This is a genomic window from Micromonospora sp. WMMA1996 (assembly GCF_002573675.1).
In the GTDB taxonomy this organism is placed as follows: Bacteria; Actinomycetota; Actinomycetes; order Mycobacteriales; family Micromonosporaceae; genus Micromonospora; species Micromonospora sediminicola.
On the sequence record NZ_PDHU01000001.1, the window covers coordinates 3,425,371 to 3,443,885 of the forward strand.

The window sequence follows — 18,515 nt, forward strand, 5'->3', positions numbered from 1 at the left end:
AACTACTTTCCTCCAGAGGGCCAGATTCGGCGCAGGCGGGCAAGGAACCGACCGGGTGTCACCGGCGTGATCGCGACGATCACCTGGCCCTTGTGGTTCGTGGTGGGCGTGACGAGGTGCAGCCGGACGCCGCGCCGGGCCAGCCGTCGGGGCGCGGCGACCGGGCGGTCGGTGCGCAGTGGCGCCGAGCCGGCCCCACCCAGGGTCGACACCTCGGCGCGCACGGTCCGCCGTTCCCCGTTCGCCGCGACGACCGCCAGCAGCCGGTCCACCGCGAAGTCCGTCCGTACGACGGTACCGGGAGCGTCCGGCGTCGCCGACGTCACACCCGTCAGATCGCCCACGCTGACCCGCAGCGCCTCGGCGCTCAGCTCGGCCAGCTCGGCCCAGCGGCTGCGGGCGGTGACCACCAGCGCCCGGGCGCCGGCGGCGTCCCGACCCCAGGCCAGCCCGGTCGCGGTCAGCTTGGCCAGCAGGGTGGCGGCCCGGTCGGTGACGTCGTACCACTCGTCGGGGTAGCCGAACGCGGGGTCGCGGAACCCGACGTGGTGGGCGTACCAGCGGTCGTCGACGACGGTGACCTCGGGCATGGTCCGGTCCGCCTGCTGCTCGATCAGCTCGCGCAGCGCCGCCAGGTCGCCGTCGCGCGCCACGGCCAGCCGCAGCCGCTCCTCGGACGCCATCCGGGCGAGCACGCCCTCGGTCAGGTACGCCTCGGTCAGCTTGCGGACGCGGTCGTGGACGTGCTGCTGCACGTCCGGGGCGAGGGCGAGGAACTCCGTGCGGAGCAGCTTCGCCACCTCCCAGGTGAAGTGGCGCACCAGCACCGCGTCCCGGCGTGGGCCGGGCTCGATCAGCCCGGCCACGAAGCCGACCAGCTCCTCGGCGCAGCGCAGCCGCTCCTCGAACCGGCTGGCGTAGGTGATGTTCTGGGCGTTGTCCCGCTTGACCGCGTAGTAGAACTCGTAGTCGGCCAGGACCGAGACCTTCGTCGCCCGGAAGCAGGCCTCCAGCGTGAACGGCTGGTCGCTGCCCATCGGCATGTCGGTGCGGTAGCGCAGGCCGTGGCGCTCGATCAGGTCCCGGCGGAACAGCTTGGTGTTCGACAGCGACCACGGCAGGGCGCTGTCGAACAGGTCGAGCCGCTCCTGGGTGCTGGCGTAGACGGCCTGGTGCACGTAGCGCTTGTTGGTGCCGACCATCCGGCCGAGCACCACGTCGGAGTTCCACCGGTCGGCGGCGGTGACCAGACGTTCCAGGGCCTCCGGGCCGAGGTGGTCGTCGGAGCCGATGAAGAAGACGTAACGGCCGCGGGCGTGGTCGAGGGCCAGGTTGCTCGGCGCCGCCGGGCCGCCGGAGTTGGCCTGGTGGAGCACCCGGACCGTCTCCGGGTGCCGCGCGGCGTAGCGGTCCAGCTCGGCGCCGCTGCCGTCGGTGGAGCCGTCGTCGACGGCCACCACCTCGAGCCGGTCCCGGCCGATGGTCTGCGCGAGCAGCGAGTCCAGGCAGGTGGTGAGGTAGGGCATGGTGTTGTAGACCGCCACCACCACGGTCACGTCCGGCGTGCTCACGCGCCCACCTCCACCGGGGTCGGCGCCGGCGCCGTCGGGCGGGCCGGGGCGTCGGGCAGCAGCCGGGAGTAGACGTCGTCGAGCACGCGCGCCTGCGCCTCCCAGGTCCAGCCGGCCAGCAGACCGGGCCGGTCGTACGCGGCACGGTAGCGCGCCGGATCGGCGAGCACCGCGGTCACCGCCCGGACGAAGTCGGCCACGTCCTCGGCGCGGAACACCTCACCCTGGCCGGTCTCCCGGACAGTCTCGGCCATCGTGCGCACGTCGGAGACGACCAGCGGCAGGCGGGCGTGTGAATACTCGAAGAACTTGGTGATCAGCGCGATCTCGTGGTTCGGCCAGTGCTGGATCGGGATGACCCCGACCTGCGCTCCGCCGAGGAACCGGACCACCTGGTGGTGCGGCACGTACGGCAGCACGTGCAGCCGGTCCGCCACGCCCAGCTCGTCGGCGCGGGTGACCAGGCCGCGGACGTACGCCGAGGCGGGCTTGTTGACCACCAGGGCGACGTGCGCGTCGGGCAGCCGGGGCAGCGCCTCGACCAGCACCCCGAGACCGCGCTTGGCGGCGGCCACCCCGCTGTAGACCAGCAGCGGCGTGTCCGGTCCGAGACCGCACCGGGCCCGGATGTCCGGCACCGGCTCCTCCGGGTCGGTCGGCAGCTCGTCGACCGCGGGGGCGTTGAGCACGACCGCCGGGCGCTCGGTCAGGCCGTGCTCGTCGCGCAGCAGGTCGGCCAGGCCGCCGGAGACGGTGGTGGTGGCGTCCGCGTACGGCACGTACTCCCGTTCGTGCGCCACGTTGCCGGGCAGCCAGCGGGCATTGTCGCGCCACGGCTGCACGCCGGGCAGGTACTCGTGGGCGTCCCACACCAGCGCGATCCGCCGGCCCGCGGCGGCGGCCCGGATCTTCGCCCGGGCGCCGACGCCGAGCATCCGGAAGTCGTTGGCGTGGATCAGGTCCGGCGCCAGCTCGTCGACGACCGGACCGTAGGCCAGCTCGTAGTCCCACAGGCCCGGCTCCAGCCGGCGCCACGCGCCGTCGCCGCGCAGCCGCTGCCAGAACAGCGTGTACGCCCGGTCCCAGGGGCCGTCCAGCTTGCGGCCCTTGCGGGCGCGGGTCAGCTCGCGGTTGCGGAAGCCGACCCACTTGCGGGTCAGGCCGGACAGCTTCTCCTCGGCCCGCAGCGCGACCCAGGGCAGCCCGCCCGGCCGGCCGCCGCCGGCGCCCCGGGCCGCGGTGGTCAGCGCCGCCCGGCGTACCGCCAGGTCCGCCCGCCAGGCCTTGACCGCCTGGGTACGGTGCGCCGCGACGCCGCTGGGCGGATAGGCCAGCGGGTGGCGCAGCCAGGCCCGGCGGAACTCGTGCCGGCGGCGGGCCAACGGCTCGGGCATGGGGATCAGGCGCACCTCGGCGTCGCCGAGCCGCCAGCTCTGCGGCTGGCCGACCGGCGCGCGGCCGAGCAGCACGACGTCCCAGCCGGCCGCGGCGGCGGAGCGCGCCGCCTTCTGCACCCGGGAGTCACCGATGACCCCGTTGTCCACCAGCATGACGACCCGTCCCCGGGTGGCCGCCGCTGCGGTCGTGCCGTCAGATCCCATTCCTGCCCGTTTCGTCGTCGCCAGCACCGCGCCCGCGGACCCGAGCGAGTCTACGACAGCGGATCGGGCCGGAACGCCCGCCGCCGCCGGTGCCCCACGACCTGCTGTGACGCTTGCTACCCTCCATCCTGTTCAACGACCGGCGCCCGCTGCGGGTCGTTCGCCGGGTCGCCGGCCGCGCCACGCGGGCCCCGGACAACCGCAGCTCAGCGTGAACGGGACCGCACAATGGACGTGGTGACCACCGAGGAACCCAGCCGGCCCGCGCCAGCTCCGCCGACCGGACCGGCCACCGCCGACCCCGCCCGGCCCGGCCTCGCCCGGCGGCTGCGCGACGCCGCCCGGGACGCGGCGCCCGCGCTCGCGGTGTTCGCGGCGATCCGGCTGGTCGGCGTGCTCGTCGTCTACCTGTGGGCGCGCAGCCTGGACGTGTCGCCGGCCGAGCGGCTCACCCGGGCCGACGGCAACTGGTATCTCGGCATCGTCCAGCACGGCTACGACGGGTACGAGAAGACGCAGAGCAACATGGCGTTCTTCCCGCTCTACCCGGGCCTGACCGCGGCCGTGGAGCGGCTCTCCCCGTTCAGCCCGCGCGAGTCGGCCCTGGTCGTGGCGTGGCTGGCCGCGCTGGCCGCCGCCTGGGGCCTGTTCGCGATCGGCCGGCACCTGCACGACCGGCGCACCGGCGTCCTGCTCGCCGCGCTGTGGGCCGTGGTGCCGCACGCCGTGGTGGAGTCGATGGGCTACAGCGAGAGCCTGTTCACCGCCCTGGCCGCCTGGACGCTGTACGCGCTGCTGCGCCGGCACTGGGTCACCGCGGGGGTGGTGTGCCTGTTCGCCGGGCTGACCCGGCCCACCGCCTCGTCCCTGATCCCGGTGGTGGGGCTGGCCGCGCTGCTGGCAGTCGTCCGGCGGCGGGACGGTTGGCGGCCGTGGGCGGCGCTGCTGCTCGCCCCGGCCGGTTGGCTGGGCTACCTGGCCTGGGTGGGCAACCGGACCGGGCGGCTGGACGGCTGGTTCCACATCCAGTCCGCGGGCTGGGGCACCACCTTCGACTTCGGGGTCTACACGGTCGACCGGGGGAAGCAGGTCCTGGTCCAGGTGGCGGCGTTGCCGCTGTTGGTGGTCACCGTCGTGGCGCTGCTGTCGATCATGTTCTTCGTGTTGAGCGTGATCGACCGGCAGCCGTGGCAACTGTTGCTCTACAGCGGCCTGCTTCTGGTCACCACGCTCGGCGCCGCCGGCTACTACCACTCCAAGGCACGGTTCCTGCTCCCGGCGTTCCCGCTGCTGCTGCCCGCCGCCGTGGGCCTGGCCCGGGCCGGATGGGCCCGGGCCGTCACGGTGCTGGTGACCCTGGTCGCCTTCTCCGCCTACTTCGGCGGCTACCTGCTGCTGATCTGGACGAAGTCGCCGTAACCGGTCAGCGGGTGAACGGCCGGACGTCCCACACCCAGACGTCCTCGACCCGCTCCCCCGGGCCGTACAGCGCGTCCAGCACGGTCTTCAGGTCGTCGTGGCGGCGGGCGCCACGGTCGGGCAGCACCACCGCGTCGGCCTTCCAGTGGCGCACGTCGGCCCGCGCCTGGTCGACGTCCGCCTCGCCGACGGTGGTGTCCCGCTCCCCGAGCGAGACGGCGGTGAGCAGCTTCGCCGTGGGCTGCGGGTCGACGCCCCAGCGGCCGGTGTTGTCGGTGGCGGAGACCGGCGCGAGGAAGTAGCCCTCGGGGACGGCGAAGCCGGCCACCGCGGCGGAACTCCAGTACAGCGACGTCATGCCGTTCACCGGCACCGGCACCAGCGTGCGGCCGGGGCCACGTGGTCCCGCCAGGCTCCCGCGGTGACGAAGTCCGGCACCGGGGTGCGGCCCTTCGCGTCCAGCGGCATCGGCAGGATCGGCAGCAGCGCGGCGGCCACCGCGACGGCCCCGAGGCGGGCGGCCAGCCGGCCGGCGGGTTCCGTCCGGCGGGCGGCGAGCCGGTCACCGGCGACGGCGAGCAGCACACCGAGCGCCACGGTGGTGATCAGCGCGAACCGGGACACCACCACGGAGTCGAACACCGGCAGGCTCTGCACCAACGCGAACGGCGCCGGGATGTCGGTGCGACGGGTCCCGACGGTCCAGGTGGTGCCGATGGAGAACAGCGCCGACACCAGGCCGACCGCCCCGAGCACCCGGACCGTGGTCTCCCGGCGCAGCCACCAGAGCGCTCCGGCCGCGAGCACCACCAGGGACCAGCCGTAGAAGCTGGCCTGTTCGGTGGTGTTCGGCGCCCATCCGACCGCGCTGGTCGGGCCGCCGGCGACCGACTTGGTGGCGAACTCGACGAACGAGCCGAGCTTGAGGGCGTAGATGTCCGGGGTGCCCGGATGACCGACCCGGTGCTGCGGCCCGGCGAACTGCATCCAGAGCGGGTACGCCGCCGCGGCCGACACGAGTACGGCGGTGATCGCCAGGCCGGACAGCAGGGGCCGCAGCCGGCGCACCGCGTCGCGGGGCCGGAAGACGAGATAGGCCAGGGCGAGCATCAGGCAGCCGAGCGCCGTCAGGAAGAGGATCTCCAGGCTGACGAAGAACTGGGCCACCACCAGAGCGCCCAGCACCAGGCCGTCGCGCACCACGCGCCCGCCCCGGGACAGCGCGACCACCCGCCACACGATGAACGGCACCAGCCACTGCGCGGTGATGTGCGGGTGGCCGTTGCTGTGCGAGATCAGCGCGGGAGCGAAGGCGCAGAACAGGCCGCCGACGAAGGCCGCCGCCCGGGAGTCGACCACGTGCCGGGAGAGCACGTGGTACCAGGCGTAGCCGGTGCCGACCAGGTTCAGCGTGATGAACAGCAGGTAGGAGAAGGACGCGCCGAAGAGCAGGGTGACCGGGGTGAGCACCAGGCCGGGAAGCTGCATCCCGACGTTGGTCATCAGGTTCACCCCGGCCGGGGCGTTCTGCAACGTGGTGAAGAACGGGTTCTCCAGGTGGGTGACCGCGTGCGCCGCGTACGCCAGCATCCACTCGTTGAAGCCCTGGTCGTTGGGGCGGCTGCCGAGCAGTCGCCCGTCGAAGTCCCGCCAGCCCCGGGCGGTGACCCAGAACGCGCCCGCCAGGTAGATCAGCGCGACCAGCGCGTCGGCACTGCGCCACCGGCGGGCGCGACCGCCCTCGACGGCCGGCTCCGGGCCCGGCTCCGCCACCTCCCCGGTCGCCGGCCGGCCGGCCGGATCCTCCGGTGCCGTCCCGCGCGCCGGGGCGGCGGCCGAGGGGTCGGGCGTGGTGCCGTCGGTCGCCTCGGCGTCCCCGGCGGGAACGGGCTCACGGTCGCGGGTGTCGGGCGCGGGCGCGGTCATGGCGTAGGAGTCTACGAAAGCCGTGGCCCGCGGAGGAGGACCGGTCGAGCGGGGATCACCGGGTGTCGCGCCGAGCGGCCGTGAGCTGGGACACCGTGACCCGGGGCACGGTGAGGCCCGGGCCCGCCGGGCGGCGGCACGTCCGAGGCGCGCGGCGACGTTATTGTAGGGTCCGCACGCTGTCCGAGGGCCGTTCCGCTCTCCCCACCTTCCCAGGATCGGAATCGATGAACAACGGGCGATCTCTCTGGGGCTCGTTGAAGCTCCCCCGGCCCCGACGGGCCGGGTCCCGACCGCACATGGTCTACCTCGCGATCGGCTTCCCGCCGGCGGCCAAGAGCTGCGCCTACCGCATGCGCGAGACGGCGAACCAGTTCGCCGCCGCGGGCTGGGACGTGACCGCGGTCACCATCGCGGACGAGGCCTGGGAGCGCGAGTACGGCCTCGACCACACGCTCTCCGAGGGGGTCGACCCCCACGTCCGGGTGGTCAAGCTGCCGCTGTTCCGGGACGACCTGGAGACCGACATCCGCTCGTTCACCGAGCAGCGTGCCCTGGCTCACAAGGACTACCTGGCCGACCTGCGCAAGCAGAACCTCAAGGTCTTCCCCGAGCCGGTCTTCGGCGGTTGGCGTCCCGCGCTGGAGAAGGCGCTGCTCCAGATCCACCGGGAGCGGCACGTCGACCTGCTGGTGACCACCTGCGCCCCGTACGTCAACCTGGCCGCGACCTGGAAGCTCTGGGAGACCCACCGGGTGCCCTACGTGGTGGACTTCCGCGACGGCTGGTCCGTCGACGTGATCAACAACGGTGAGGCGTTCCCCCGGGAGTCGGTCTCCGGGCAGTGGGAGATCAAGCTGCTCACCGACGCCGTGGCCATCTGGAACGTGAACGAGCCGATCTCCCGCTGGTACCGGGAGCGCTACCCCGAGCTGGCGCACAAGATGCGGATCGTGCGCAACGGCTACGACGCGGCCAGCATCCCGACCCAGGTGCGCCCCGCCCCGCCGGACCGGCCGCTGACCTTCGGCTACCTCGGCGCGCTGAACCTGCCCGTGCCGCTGCTGGACGCCGTGCTGCAGGGCTGGCGGACGGCACGCGCGGAGGACCCGGCGCTGGCCGACGCCCGCTTCGAGGTGCGGGGCCACATCGGCGCCGCGTGGGCGCGCGGCGACAACGCGCACGCCGAGCTGCTCCGGGCCGCCGCCGTCGACGGCGTGCTGGTCGGCGGCTCGGTGCCCAAGGCCGAGGTGGTCGACCTCTACTCCCGCTGGGACGCGGTGGTGCTGATGGTGACCGGCGGCCGCTACATGACCTCCGGGAAGGTCTACGAGTACATGGCTACCGGCCTGCCGGTGGTCTCCGCCCACGAGGCCGACCACGACGCCTCCACCGTGCTGTCCACGTACCCGCTCTGGACCGGCGCGGTCGGGCTGGACCCGGCCGAGCTGGCGAGCGCGTTCCGGCGGGCCGCCGCGATGGCCCGCACCGCCGACGCGACGGAGCGGGAGCAGGCGCGCGCCGAGGCGCGGCAGTACGCCCGCGAGGAGCAGCTCATCCCCGCCGTCCGGGAGGTCACCGACCTGGTGCTGGGCGCCGGCGGACCGGTCCCCCCGCAGCCCTCCCCCGCCGGCGCACGCGTCCTGGCCCGAGAAGGTAGGTCATGATCGAGGTCCTGATGGTTATGGGCGCCGTCCCCGGACGGGTGGCGGTCCTGACCGACGCGCTCGAGCAGTTCCGCGCCCGGGGCGTCACCGTCCGGGTGGCCACGACCTTCGACCCGGTGGAGAAGATCCCGGCGGCGACCGAGCTGGCCGAGGTGCACCTGCTGCCCACCTCCGCCGAGCTGGGCCCCAAGTTCGGCCGGATGGTCAAGCGGGCGAGCCCGGCCCGCCGCCCCTGGCTGCGGGCACAGCGCGACCCGTGGGTCCGCCGGCACGCCAAGCGGGCGGACGTCCTGGTCGCCCTGGACGCGCAGGCCCTGCACACCGTCTGGCAGCTCGCCCAGCGACACCGGCGGGCCGACGCCGTCTACGGCATCGCCCCGGCGCTGCGGGCGGTGGAGAAGCGGTCGGCCGACCCGGCCCGCTACCGGCGTCCCCGGCTCACCACCGTCGGCCCGAACCCGGCCGTGCTGGCCAGCGCCACCCGCAGCCAGACCGCCGACCTGGCGAAGCGGGTGTTCGAGATCAGCACCGGGAAGCGGGCCATGAAGCTCGGGCCGGTGCGCTGGTTCTGGCAGGGCGCCGTCACGGCGCCCGGCCTGCCGGAACGGCACCGGGGCACGATCGCCCGGCGGGTCACGGGCACCATGCTCAAGTCCGGGCACGGCGCCAGCGCGAAGCGGCTGGCACTGGCGGCCCAGGGTCGCCTGAAGAGCCCGACGACCCGGGGGCAGCTCCTCGGCCCGATCGTCGACGCGGAGCTGAGCCAGGGCAGGGTTCCCGAGCACCTGATGACCGTGGTGCGGGGCCAGCTCAAGCTCGCCGACGGCTTCCTCAAGCGCCGGAACCCGGGCAAGGCCGCGCCCCACGTGCTGCGCGCGTTCAACCTGATGTTCCACCGGATCGTGCAGTTCGACGGCACCACCTCGCCGCTGGCCGAGGATCCGGAGAAGTTCCTCGCGCCGCTGCACACCAGCGAGGCCGGCCAGGCGATGGCGACGCCGCGCGGCCGGCAGAGCCCGGCGGCGTTCCCGCCGGCCGGCCGGCCGCACCGGATGCTCTTCTTCACCGGGCTGAACGACAACTTCCTCGGCCCGATCCTCGAACGCTACGAGGCGATGCCCGGGGTGGAGGTCCGCCGGCTCAACCTGATGGAGGAGTCGATCCTCCCGGTGCTCAGCAACGGCCGCACGAACGTGGCGCTGCACATGCTCGCCGGCACGTCCAAGCGGGCCGGGGAGGTCCAGGAGGCGTGGGGGCCCCACCTCGAGTGGGCGGACACCGTCTTCGTGGACTGGTGCAACCTGGGGGCCGCGATGCTGACGATGATCGACCCGGGCACCACCCGGGTGATCGTCCGCCTGCACAGCTTCGAGGCGTTCAGCTGGTGGCCGCACCTGACCGACTGGTCCCGGGTGGACGACGTGGTCTTCGTCTCCGAGCATCTCCGCGACCTGGCGCTGGCCGCGGTGCCCCGGCTGCGCGCCCCGCAGGGGCCGCGCACGCACATGATCAGCAACGCGATGGAGCTGCACCGGTACGTGGCGCCGAAGGTCGACGCCGACAGCCGGTTCACCCTCGGGCTGGTCGGTCTGAGCTCGCTGGCCAAGGACCCCCGCTGGGCCCTGGCCGTGCTGCGGGAGCTGCGCCGGCGGGACGACCGATACCGCCTCAAGCTGATCGGCGACCCGCTCAACCCGGAGCTCAGCCCGGCGATCAAGGCGTACGTCCGGGAACTCGACGCCGAACTGGCCGAGCTGGAGTCCGCCGGCGCCGTGGTGCGGGCCGGCCGCACCGACGACGTCCCCGGCGCGCTCACCGACGTCGGGGTCATCCTCAGCACCTCGCTGCGGGAGAGCTTCCACTGCGCGCTCGTCGAGGGCGCGGCCAGTGGCGCCGTGCCGGTGGTGCGCGACTGGCCGTTCTTCGCCGGCCGGCCGCACAGCGCCCGGAGCCTCTTCCCCAGCGACTGGGTGGTCGGCACGCCGGAGGAGGCCGCCGAGCGGATCCTGGCCCTCACCGCGTCGGAGGACGTCTGGCGCGAGGCGGGCGCGGCGGCGTCGGCGCACGTGCTGAGCACCTGGGACTGGTCGGTCACGCAGAAGGACTTCGACCGGCTGCTGCTGGAGCCGCCGGCCACCACCGACTGACCGGCGCACCGACGGAAACGATTCGGCCGGCTCCCCCTCGGGGGAGCCGGCCGAGTCGTCTGTCCGCGGGTCAGCCCGAGGTGCCCGCGAACGCCCGGTCGTCGTCCTCGGCGCGGCGAGCCGACGGAGGACGGGCCCCGCCGGCGGTGGCCGTGCCCAGCAGCGAGCGGTACACCTCGTCGAGGATCCGGGCCTGAGCCTCCCACGTCCAGGCCTCCAGCAGACCGGGCTTGTCGTAGGCGGCCCGGTAGCGCTCCGGGTCGCCGAGCACGGCCCGCACGGCCCGGGCGTAGTCGGCCAGGTCCTCCGCGGTGAACACCTCACCCTGACCGGTGGCCCGCGCCGTCTGCGCCATGGTCTTCACGTCGCTGACCACGATGGGCAGGCGGGCGTGCGAATATTCCAGGAACTTCGTGATCAGCGCCAGCTCGTGGTTGGGCTTGTGGTGGATCGGGATGACCCCGGCGTCCGCGCCGGACAGGAACGGCACCACCTGCCAGTGCATGACGTACGGCAGCAGGTGCACCCGGTCCGCGACACCCAGCTCGACGGCCCGCTCCCGCAACGCCTCGGAGAACTGGTTGTCGCCGTTCGGGTTCATCGTCACGAACGCGACGTGCACGCCGGGCAGTTCCGGCAGCGCCTCCACCATGATCTGGCAGCCCCGGCTCGGATTCACCGCGCCCGAGTAGACGAGCAGCGGCGTCGCGGCGTCCACACCGCACAGCGCGCGCAGGTCGGGCACGTCGCCGTCGGCCTCGGCCGGCGGGGCCATCGGCGCGTTGAGCACCACGGCTGGCCGCTCGGGCAGGGCGTGGGTCTCCTGGAGCAGGTCGGCGAGGGTGTCGGAGACCGTCACCACCGCGTCCGGGTAGGCCGCGTACTCGGCCGTGTAGGCGATCTGGGCCGGCAGCCAGCGCGGGTTGTCGGCCCGGCCGGTGATGCCACCGACGAACTCGTGGGCGTCCCAGACCAGCTTGGTGTTCCGGCCGGCGGCCCGCGCCCGCAGCGCCGCCCGGGCGCCGATGCCGAGCATCCGGAAGTCGTTGGCGTGGATGATGTCCGGCTTCAGCTCGTCGAGCGCGCTCCGGAAGGCCAGCTCGAAGTCCCACAGGCCGGGGTCGAGCCGACGCCAGGAGCGGTTGCCCAGCAGGCCCTGCCAGATGCGGACGGGCAGCCGGGTGAACAGCGCCTCCGGGTCGGCCTGGGACCTGCGCAGGCGTCGGGTCTCCCCACTGCGGAACCGGACCCACCGGGCCAGCGCCGTAGCGGTGGCCCGGGACGGCAGCTGGGCCACCTGTCCCACGGCGGTGGGCAGCCCGCCGCCGAGGGCCCGGGCGCGGACCCGGCGCTCGTAGAGGTCGGCCTGCCAGGCCTTGATCTCCTGGACCCGGTAGGCGGCCTCGGTGGTCGACGCGTACGCCAGCGGCCGGCGCAGGGATCGACGGTAGTCCCGGGGCAGCCGGTGCAGCGGCTTGGGCACGCGCAGCAGTCGCACCTCGGCGCCGCCGATCCGCCAGTTGTCCGTCTCGGAGCGGGCGTTGCGGATGCCGAGAAGGACGACGTCCCAGCCGGCGTCCGCCGCCGAACGCGCGGCCTTCTGCACCCGGGAGTCGCCGTGGACCCCGTTGTCGACCAGCATCACCACCCGTCCCCGGGTCGGTCGGGCATCGCTCTTCGAGCCAGCTTGCATGGGGTGCTTCTCCTCGTCGGCGGGGTGGTGCGGGTCAGCGGAGGAAGGCGTCGAAGGCCTCGGCGGTCCGTCGCCCGTCGTGGTGGTCACGGACGTACCGCGCGCCCTCCGCGGCGAGGGCGACGGCGGCGGTTCTGTCGTCGAGCAGCGACTCGATCGTCTTCACCAGGGTGCTGGGCGTGGCGTTGGCGATCGGCGGCTCGACGCCGGCCGCCCGGTGCGGGCCCTCGCTGACGTACGCCACCACGACCTTGCCGGCTGCCATCCCCTCGCAGGAGAACGTGCCGTAACTGCCCATCACCAGCTGGTCGACCACGATGTCGCAGTCCTGCACCAGGCGGCGCATCTCGTGGTGCGGCAGACCCTCCACCAGGCGCAGTTCGATGATCCGTCGCTCGTCCAGCTCCTGCAAGCGCGGCAGGAGCCGGTCGGTGCCCTTGGTCCACCGCTTCGACGGCGCGTGCAGCACCACCGGCCGGGCGCGCTCCAGCACCGGGCGGTCGCAGGCCCAGTCGTCCACGTCGACGATCAGCGGCGCCCAGGTGGCGAACGGCACGTCGTCCAGCAGGTCGGGGGTGGTCACGAAGAAGGGCAGGCCGCTCTCCTCGGCGGTGCGCCGGTTCCGTTCGGCCACCGTGGTGAGCCGCTCGCGCAGGTCCTCGTCCGCGTCCCGGAACGCCGACTCGGCGTGCCGCTCCAGGTGCGCGCCCGGGTGGCGGATCTCGCTGCCGTGCGCCAGCAGCGCGACCTTGATCCGGGCCCGGCGCAGCGCGGGCAGGTCGGCGGAGATGTCGTCGCCGTTGCCCCGGCCGAGCACCGGGCGGAACGCGTCCACGATCAGGTGCGTGTACCAGCCGAGCACCCGGCGGGCCTGCTCCACCTGCACGTCGAGCCGGTGCTCGCCGGGGTAGTTCAGGTAGCGGTCGGCCGGGTAGCGGTAGGTGGCCGGCGGCTTGGCCATCACCAGCTCGACGCCGACGTCGGCGCGGGCGGCGGTGAGGGCCACCGCCAGGGCGGAGAGCTGCCCGGCGTAGTTCGCGGTGCCCAGCCCCAACCGGACCGGTCCGGCGCCGAGCGCCCGCCAGGGGCCCGGGGTGCCGGCCTCGATCGGCGCGACCGGGGGATCCTCCGGCGTGGGCGGCTCGTCGCCGCGCTGCCGGGCCCGCTCCACCGCCCTGGTGAAGGAGGGCAGCGAGCCGGGCGCGAAGAAGTCACCGGCCCGGTGCGGAGCGAGGTGTTCGCGGACCACCCGGCTGTCCGCCGCGACGACCCGCAGCCCGGCGGCGAGGTAGGTGTCGAGCAGCGCGAGACCGGCGTCCGGCTCGAACCCGAACACGCCCACGTCGGCCGAGGCGAGGAACGCCGCGGTCACCGTACGCGGGCGCGGTACCTCGTGGATCCGCCGCCGGGCCTTGCCGGCCCCGCGGATCAGGTCCTGGGTGGCCGCCCGCTCCGCCTCGTCGCGGACCAGCGCGAGGTGGAACTCGGGCAGCCGGGCCAGGGCGCGGACCACGCCGGCCAACGCCCGGTCGCCGGTTACCCCGCCGGCGTGCACCAGCAGGGGTGTGCCGGCGGGGAGCTCGCACAGCTCACGTACCGAAGGGGTCTGGAAGGGCCGGGCGCCGGCGGCGGCCCGGCGGAGCGCGATGCGCCACCGCCGGGGAATCCGCCGCCGCACCGCCGAGACCGTCCGCCGCACCGGCGCGGGGCTCATCGCAGTGCCGGCTCCGCGTCGCTGCCGCTGGTCGCGACGGACACGACCTTGCCGTCGGAGGCCGACTCGAGCAGCGCCGCCGCGACCTGCACGGTACGCAGGCCCTGTCGCAGGGTGACGATGTCGCTCTGCTTGCCCTCCACCGCGTCCCGGAAGCGCTCGTGCTCGACCAGCAGCGGCTCGCGCTTCGGGATGGCGTAGCGGACCATGTCGCCCTCGGCCACGCCGCGGAACGCGCGCAGCGCCTCCCACTCGGTGTCGATGGCGGCGTTGGCGTAGAAGGTGAGGTCCGCGGTGAGCGTGTCGGCGATGAAGCAGCCCTTGTCGCCGGTGACCACGGTGGACCGCTCCTTGAGCGGGCTCAGCCAGTTGACCAGGTGGTTCACCATCGTGCCGTCGGAGAGCTGGCCGACCACGGCGACCATGTCCTCGTGCAGCCGGCCGCTGCGCGAGACGGTGCGGGCGGAGACCGAGGTGTATTCCCGGCCGGTCACCCAGGCGGTCAGGTCGATGTCGTGGGTGGCCAGGTCCATCACCACGCCGACGTCGGCGATGCGGTGCGGGAACGGGCCCTGGCGGCGGGTGACCACCTGGAAGACCTCGCCCAGTTCGCCGGCCTCCAGCCGGGTCCGCAGGCTCTGCAGCGCCGGGTTGTAGCGCTCGATGTGACCGACGCCGGCGACCAGGCCGGCGGTCTCGAACGCGTCGACCAGCTTCGTGGCCGCCTCGACCGACTGGGCAAGGGGCTTCTCGATCAGCGCGCAGACGCCGTTGGCGGCCAGTTCCAGGCCGATCGACTCGTGCAGCGCGGTCGGGCAGGCGACCACCGCGTAGTCGACGCCCAGCGCCAGCAGGTCGCTCAGCTCGGGCACGACCGGCGCGCGCAGCGTGCCGGTCACGTCGCCGGCCGGGTCGACCACGCCGACCAGCTCGACACCGTCGAGGTTGGACAGCACCCGGGCGTGGTTGCGGCCCATGGCGCCGAGGCCGATCAGCCCGGCCCGCAGCTTGCGCCCACTCATCGGGCACCTCCGGCCAGGTTCGCGCCCTCGGCGATCCGCTCCAGCTCGGCCTGGGTCAGCGACGGGTGCACCGGCAGCGAGACCACCTCGGCGGCGGCCCGCTCGGTCTCCGGCAGGTCCCACGCGCCCGGCTTGCCGTCGACGAGGTACGGCTTGAGCCGGTGGATCGGGGTCGGGTAGTAGACCGCGTTGCCGATGCCCAGCTCGGTGAGGCGGGCCTGGGCGGCGTCCCGGTCGCCCCGCACCCGCACCGTGTACTGGTGGTAGACGTGCTTCGCGCCGTCGGCGACCGGCGGGGTGACCATGCCGGTGATGGCGGAGTCGAGGAACTTGGCGTTGGCGCGACGCTGCTCGGTCCACCCGTCGAGCTGGCCGAGCTGCACCCGGCCGATGGCGGCGGCCACGTCGGTCATCCGCATGTTGGCGCCGACGATCTCGTTGGCGTACCGCTGCTCCATGCCCTGGTTGCGCAGCAGCCGCAGGGTGCGGGCGAGATCCGCGTCGGCGGTGGTGATCATGCCGCCCTCGAGGGAGTGCATGTTCTTGGTCGGGTAGAAGCTGAAGCAGCCGGCGGTGCCGAAGGCGCCGACCGGGGTGCCGTTCAGCTCGGCGCCGTGCGCCTGGGCGGCGTCCTCGACGACGGCCAGGCCGTGCTGCTGCGCGATCGCCATGATCCGGTCCATCGCGGCGGGGTGCCCGTAGAGGTGCACCGGCATGATCGCGACGGTCTTCGGGGTGATCGCCGCGGCGACCGCCTCCGGGTCGACGCAGAAGCTGCCCGGCTCGATGTCGACGAAGACCGGCTCGGCGCCGACCAGCCGGACCGCGTTGCCGCTGGCGGCGAAGGAGAACGAGGGCACGATGACCTCGTCGCCCGGGCCGAAGCCGAGCGCCATCAGGGTCAGCTGCAGGGCCGAGGTGCCGGAGTTGACGGCGACGCAGTGCCGGCCGGCGACCAGGTCACCGAACTCCTCCTCGAACGCCGCGACCTCCGGGCCCTGGACGACCCGGCCGCTCCGCAGCACCCGGACAGCCGCCTCGATCTCGGCCTCGCCGATGATCGGTCGTGCTGGGGGAATGAACTCTGGATGCGGCCCGACCATGGGGCTTCCTCCTGTCGACGCGTGACTCATGTGGGGGACGTTGGGGGATGGTAGCGGTTTGGGATGAAAACCGGTTGATCGCGGCCATTGTCCGGCCGGATGTCGTGCGCTGTTCATGATCGACGGGCGCTCCCGTCGGCGGGCGCCGGGGTCACACTTCCACCCCGTCGCGGACAGGCCCCACGCATGCTACCCGGAGCGCGGCGACGATCGCGGCGGCCATGCGCGGCACCTCCGTGGGCTCCAGCGGGGCCCGGGAGATCGCCATCCGCCAGTAGACCGGCCCGACGATCAGGTCGACCGCGACCCGCCGGTCGGTGTCCGGGGAGAGCTCGCCGCGCTCCACCGCCCGACCGATCAGGATCCGGCCCACGGCCTGCTGGTAGTCGTCCAGCGCGGCCTGCAACTTCTCGGCGATCTGCGGGTTGCGGGCCGCCTCGGCCAGCAGGTCCGGGATGATCTGCGCGGCCAGTCGGTGACGCAACGCACGCGCCATCACGTGCAGCAGGATCTCCAGGTCACCGAGGAGGCTGCCGGTGTCCAGCAGCGGGATGTTCCGGCCCGCCACCGCCGAGACCATGTCCAGCACCAGGTCGAGCTTGGAACGCCAGCGACGGTAGATGGCGGTCTTGCTCACCCCCGCCCGCCGGGCCACCGCCTCGATGGAGAGGCGGCCGTAGCCGACCTCGGCCAACTCCTGCATCACGGCGGCGCGGATGGCACTGGTGATCTCCCCACGCAGCACCGCCGCGCCGGCCGGGGCACGCCTCTTCTCGGTCGTCACGTGGGACAATGTAGCGCAACGACGGTACGGTTGCGTCCCGACGTTCGGTGGACTACCTTCCATGCAGCAGCGAGGCGGCTCCTCCCCGCCCGGCCACGCTGGATGTCTTCACCGCACTGCTCCCCATCACGCACGAAAGATCGGAGCGCCTGATCATGGCCAACACCGCGGTGGCCGACCCCGAATCCGGACTGACCCGGGCCGAACTGGCCGGGCGGTACGGGCTGCGGGTGGCCGGGGAACGACCAGCCCTGGGCGAGTACGCCCGACGGTTGTGGGCGTACCGGCACTTCATGACCGCGTACTCGCGGGCGAAGGTCGCCTCCTCGCTGAGCAACACCCAGCTCGGTCAGCTCTGGCAGGTGCTGACGCCGCTGACCAACGCGGCGGTCTACTTCCTGATCTTCGGCCTGATCCTGGCCCAGCACAAGAACGTGCCGAACTTCATCGCGTACCTGTGCACCGGTGTGTTCATCTTCATCTTCACCCAGACCGCGGCGACGAACGGCGTCAGCGCGATCACCGGCAACCTGGGCCTGATCCGAGCGCTGCAGTTCCCGCGGGCCGCGCTGCCGATCACGGTGACGCTGGTGCAGCTCCAGCAGCTGCTCATGTCGATGGTCGTGCTGGCCGCCATCGTGCTGATCACCGGCGAGCCGATCACCTTCCGCTGGCTGCTGCTCCCCCTGATGCTGCTGCTCCAGACGATCTTCAACGTCGGGCTGAGCATGGTCATGGCCCGCCTCGGCTCGAAGGTCACCGACCTGAAGCAGATCATGCCGTTCGTGATGCGGACCTGGCTGTACGCCTCCGGCGTGCTCTACCCGGTGGCGCTCATCCGCGAGCACCTGCCGCCGTGGGCGGCCAACATCCTGGAGTGGAACCCGCCGCTGGTCTTCATCGAACTGGCCCGCTACGCGCTGCTCGACTCGCACCAGGCCAACCTGGTGAGCAGCCCCCTGAAGCTCTGGGCGCTCGGTCTGTTCTGGGCGGTCGTGATGGGCGTCGGCGGGTTCGTCTACTTCTGGCGCGGAGAGAAGGAGTACGGCCGTGGCTGAGCAGACCCTGCCGGTGAACGCCGGCACCGTGACCGACTCGGGCCGCGTCCCCACCGTGGTGGTGGACGACGTGCACGTGATCTACCGGATCCACAAGGGCGCGACCGGCGGCACCACCCCGGTCTCCGCGCTCAAGCGGATCGTCTCCCGCAGCAAGGCGCCGAACATCCGCGAGGTGCATGCCGTCAAGGGGGTGAGCTTCACCGCGTACGAGGGTGAGGCGATCGGCCTGATCGGCAGCAACGGCTCCGGCAAGTCGACCCTGCTGCGGGCCATCGCCGGCCTGCTCCCGCCGGCCCGCGGCGCGGTCTACACCCAGGGCCAGCCGTCCCTGCTCGGCGTGAACGCCGCGCTGCTCAACGACCTGTCCGGTGAGCGCAACGTGGTGCTCGGCTGCCTGGCCATGGGCATGCAGCCGGAGGAGGTCAAGCGGATCGCCCCGGAGATCATCGAGTTCTCCGGGATCAACGAGCGCGGCGACTTCGCCTCGCTGCCGATGCGCACCTACTCCTCCGGCATGGGCGCCCGGCTGCGCTTCGCCATCTCCTCGGCGAAGAAGCACGACGTGCTGCTCATCGACGAGGCCCTGGCCACCGGCGACCGCAAGTTCCGCGCCCGCAGCGAGCAGCGGGTCCGCGAGCTGCGCGACAGCGCCGGCACGGTCTTCCTGGTCAGCCACTCCATCGGCTCGATCCGGGACACCTGCGAGCGGACCATCTGGCTGGAGAGCGGCGTCCTCAAGATGGACGGCCCCACCAAGGAGGTCTGCGACGCGTACGAGAACCAGAAGTAGCCGGACGGAGCGCACCG

General features: G+C 73.2%; 14 protein-coding genes. 5 read left to right on the forward strand and 9 right to left on the reverse strand.

From position 1 onward, the window contains the following. Positions 1 to 2: 2 nt before the first annotated feature. Together COO58_RS15650 and COO58_RS15655 are read right to left on the reverse strand one after the other, a co-directional pair. On the reverse strand, positions 3 to 1,571 hold the full coding sequence (locus COO58_RS15650; protein ID WP_091578573.1) for a glycosyltransferase: 1,569 nt from the start codon (positions 1,569 to 1,571) through the stop codon (positions 3 to 5). Then, positions 1,568 to 3,172: a glycosyltransferase family 4 protein gene (locus tag COO58_RS15655; protein WP_369700182.1), complete on the reverse strand. Its 1,605-nt coding sequence runs from the start codon at positions 3,170 to 3,172 to the stop codon at positions 1,568 to 1,570. Before COO58_RS15655 ends, COO58_RS15650 begins: the two co-directional genes overlap by 4 nt. Positions 3,173 to 3,400: 228 nt before the next feature. On the opposite strand from COO58_RS15655, the gene COO58_RS15660 reads away from it, so the two are divergent. Further along, positions 3,401 to 4,591, forward strand: a complete 1,191-nt coding sequence (locus tag COO58_RS15660; protein WP_091578578.1) for a glycosyltransferase family 39 protein — start codon at positions 3,401 to 3,403, stop codon at positions 4,589 to 4,591. Between the two features lie 4 nt (positions 4,592 to 4,595). On the opposite strand, the gene COO58_RS30815 is transcribed toward COO58_RS15660, so the two are convergent. Together COO58_RS30815 and COO58_RS15665 are read right to left on the reverse strand one after the other, a co-directional pair. After that, positions 4,596 to 4,949 carry a hypothetical protein gene (locus COO58_RS30815; RefSeq protein WP_255292635.1) on the reverse strand — a complete coding sequence of 118 codons (354 nt, stop codon included), beginning with the start codon at positions 4,947 to 4,949 and terminating at the stop codon, positions 4,596 to 4,598. A 5-nt stretch (positions 4,950 to 4,954) separates the two neighbouring features. Beyond that, complete coding sequence (locus COO58_RS15665; protein WP_255292636.1) at positions 4,955 to 6,517, reverse strand: hypothetical protein; 1,563 nt, start codon at positions 6,515 to 6,517, stop codon at positions 4,955 to 4,957. A 299-nt stretch (positions 6,518 to 6,816) separates the two neighbouring features. On the opposite strand from COO58_RS15665, the gene COO58_RS15670 reads away from it, so the two are divergent. After that, positions 6,817 to 8,184, forward strand: coding sequence for a glycosyltransferase (locus COO58_RS15670; RefSeq protein ID WP_255292637.1), 1,368 nt, complete (start codon positions 6,817 to 6,819; stop codon positions 8,182 to 8,184). Then, positions 8,181 to 10,331, forward strand: a complete 2,151-nt coding sequence (locus COO58_RS15675) for a glycosyltransferase family 1 protein (RefSeq protein ID WP_245666763.1) — start codon at positions 8,181 to 8,183, stop codon at positions 10,329 to 10,331. Before COO58_RS15670 ends, COO58_RS15675 begins: the two co-directional genes overlap by 4 nt. A 70-nt stretch (positions 10,332 to 10,401) precedes the next feature. Here COO58_RS15675 and COO58_RS15680 read toward each other — a convergent pair whose 3' ends face one another. The 5 genes from COO58_RS15680 to COO58_RS15700 form a co-directional block, all read right to left on the reverse strand. After that, positions 10,402 to 12,024 (reverse strand): glycosyltransferase family 4 protein, encoded by a 1,623-nt coding sequence (locus COO58_RS15680; protein ID WP_091578585.1) that lies wholly within the window; start codon positions 12,022 to 12,024, stop codon positions 10,402 to 10,404. Between the two features lie 34 nt (positions 12,025 to 12,058). Further along, entirely contained in the window at positions 12,059 to 13,738 is a 1,680-nt protein-coding gene (locus COO58_RS15685; protein ID WP_091578587.1) for a glycosyltransferase, read from the reverse strand. Next, a complete protein-coding gene (locus COO58_RS15690) occupies positions 13,735 to 14,760 on the reverse strand; it encodes a Gfo/Idh/MocA family protein (RefSeq protein WP_091578590.1) in 1,026 nt (341 codons plus the stop codon). Before COO58_RS15690 ends, COO58_RS15685 begins: the two co-directional genes overlap by 4 nt. Beyond that, positions 14,757 to 15,863 (reverse strand): DegT/DnrJ/EryC1/StrS aminotransferase family protein, encoded by a 1,107-nt coding sequence (locus COO58_RS15695; RefSeq protein ID WP_091578593.1) that lies wholly within the window; start codon positions 15,861 to 15,863, stop codon positions 14,757 to 14,759. The genes COO58_RS15690 and COO58_RS15695 overlap by 4 nt, the downstream gene beginning before the upstream one ends. Before the next feature lie 151 nt (positions 15,864 to 16,014). Then, entirely contained in the window at positions 16,015 to 16,647 is a 633-nt protein-coding gene (locus COO58_RS15700) for a TetR/AcrR family transcriptional regulator (protein ID WP_091578596.1), read from the reverse strand. Between the two features lie 155 nt (positions 16,648 to 16,802). Between COO58_RS15700 and COO58_RS15705 the strand changes: the two genes are divergently transcribed. Further along, complete coding sequence (locus COO58_RS15705; RefSeq protein ID WP_091578599.1) at positions 16,803 to 17,705, forward strand: ABC transporter permease; 903 nt, start codon at positions 16,803 to 16,805, stop codon at positions 17,703 to 17,705. Next, a complete protein-coding gene (locus COO58_RS15710; RefSeq protein ID WP_098745495.1) occupies positions 17,698 to 18,498 on the forward strand; it encodes an ABC transporter ATP-binding protein in 801 nt (266 codons plus the stop codon). Before COO58_RS15705 ends, COO58_RS15710 begins: the two co-directional genes overlap by 8 nt. Positions 18,499 to 18,515 lie beyond the last annotated feature (17 nt).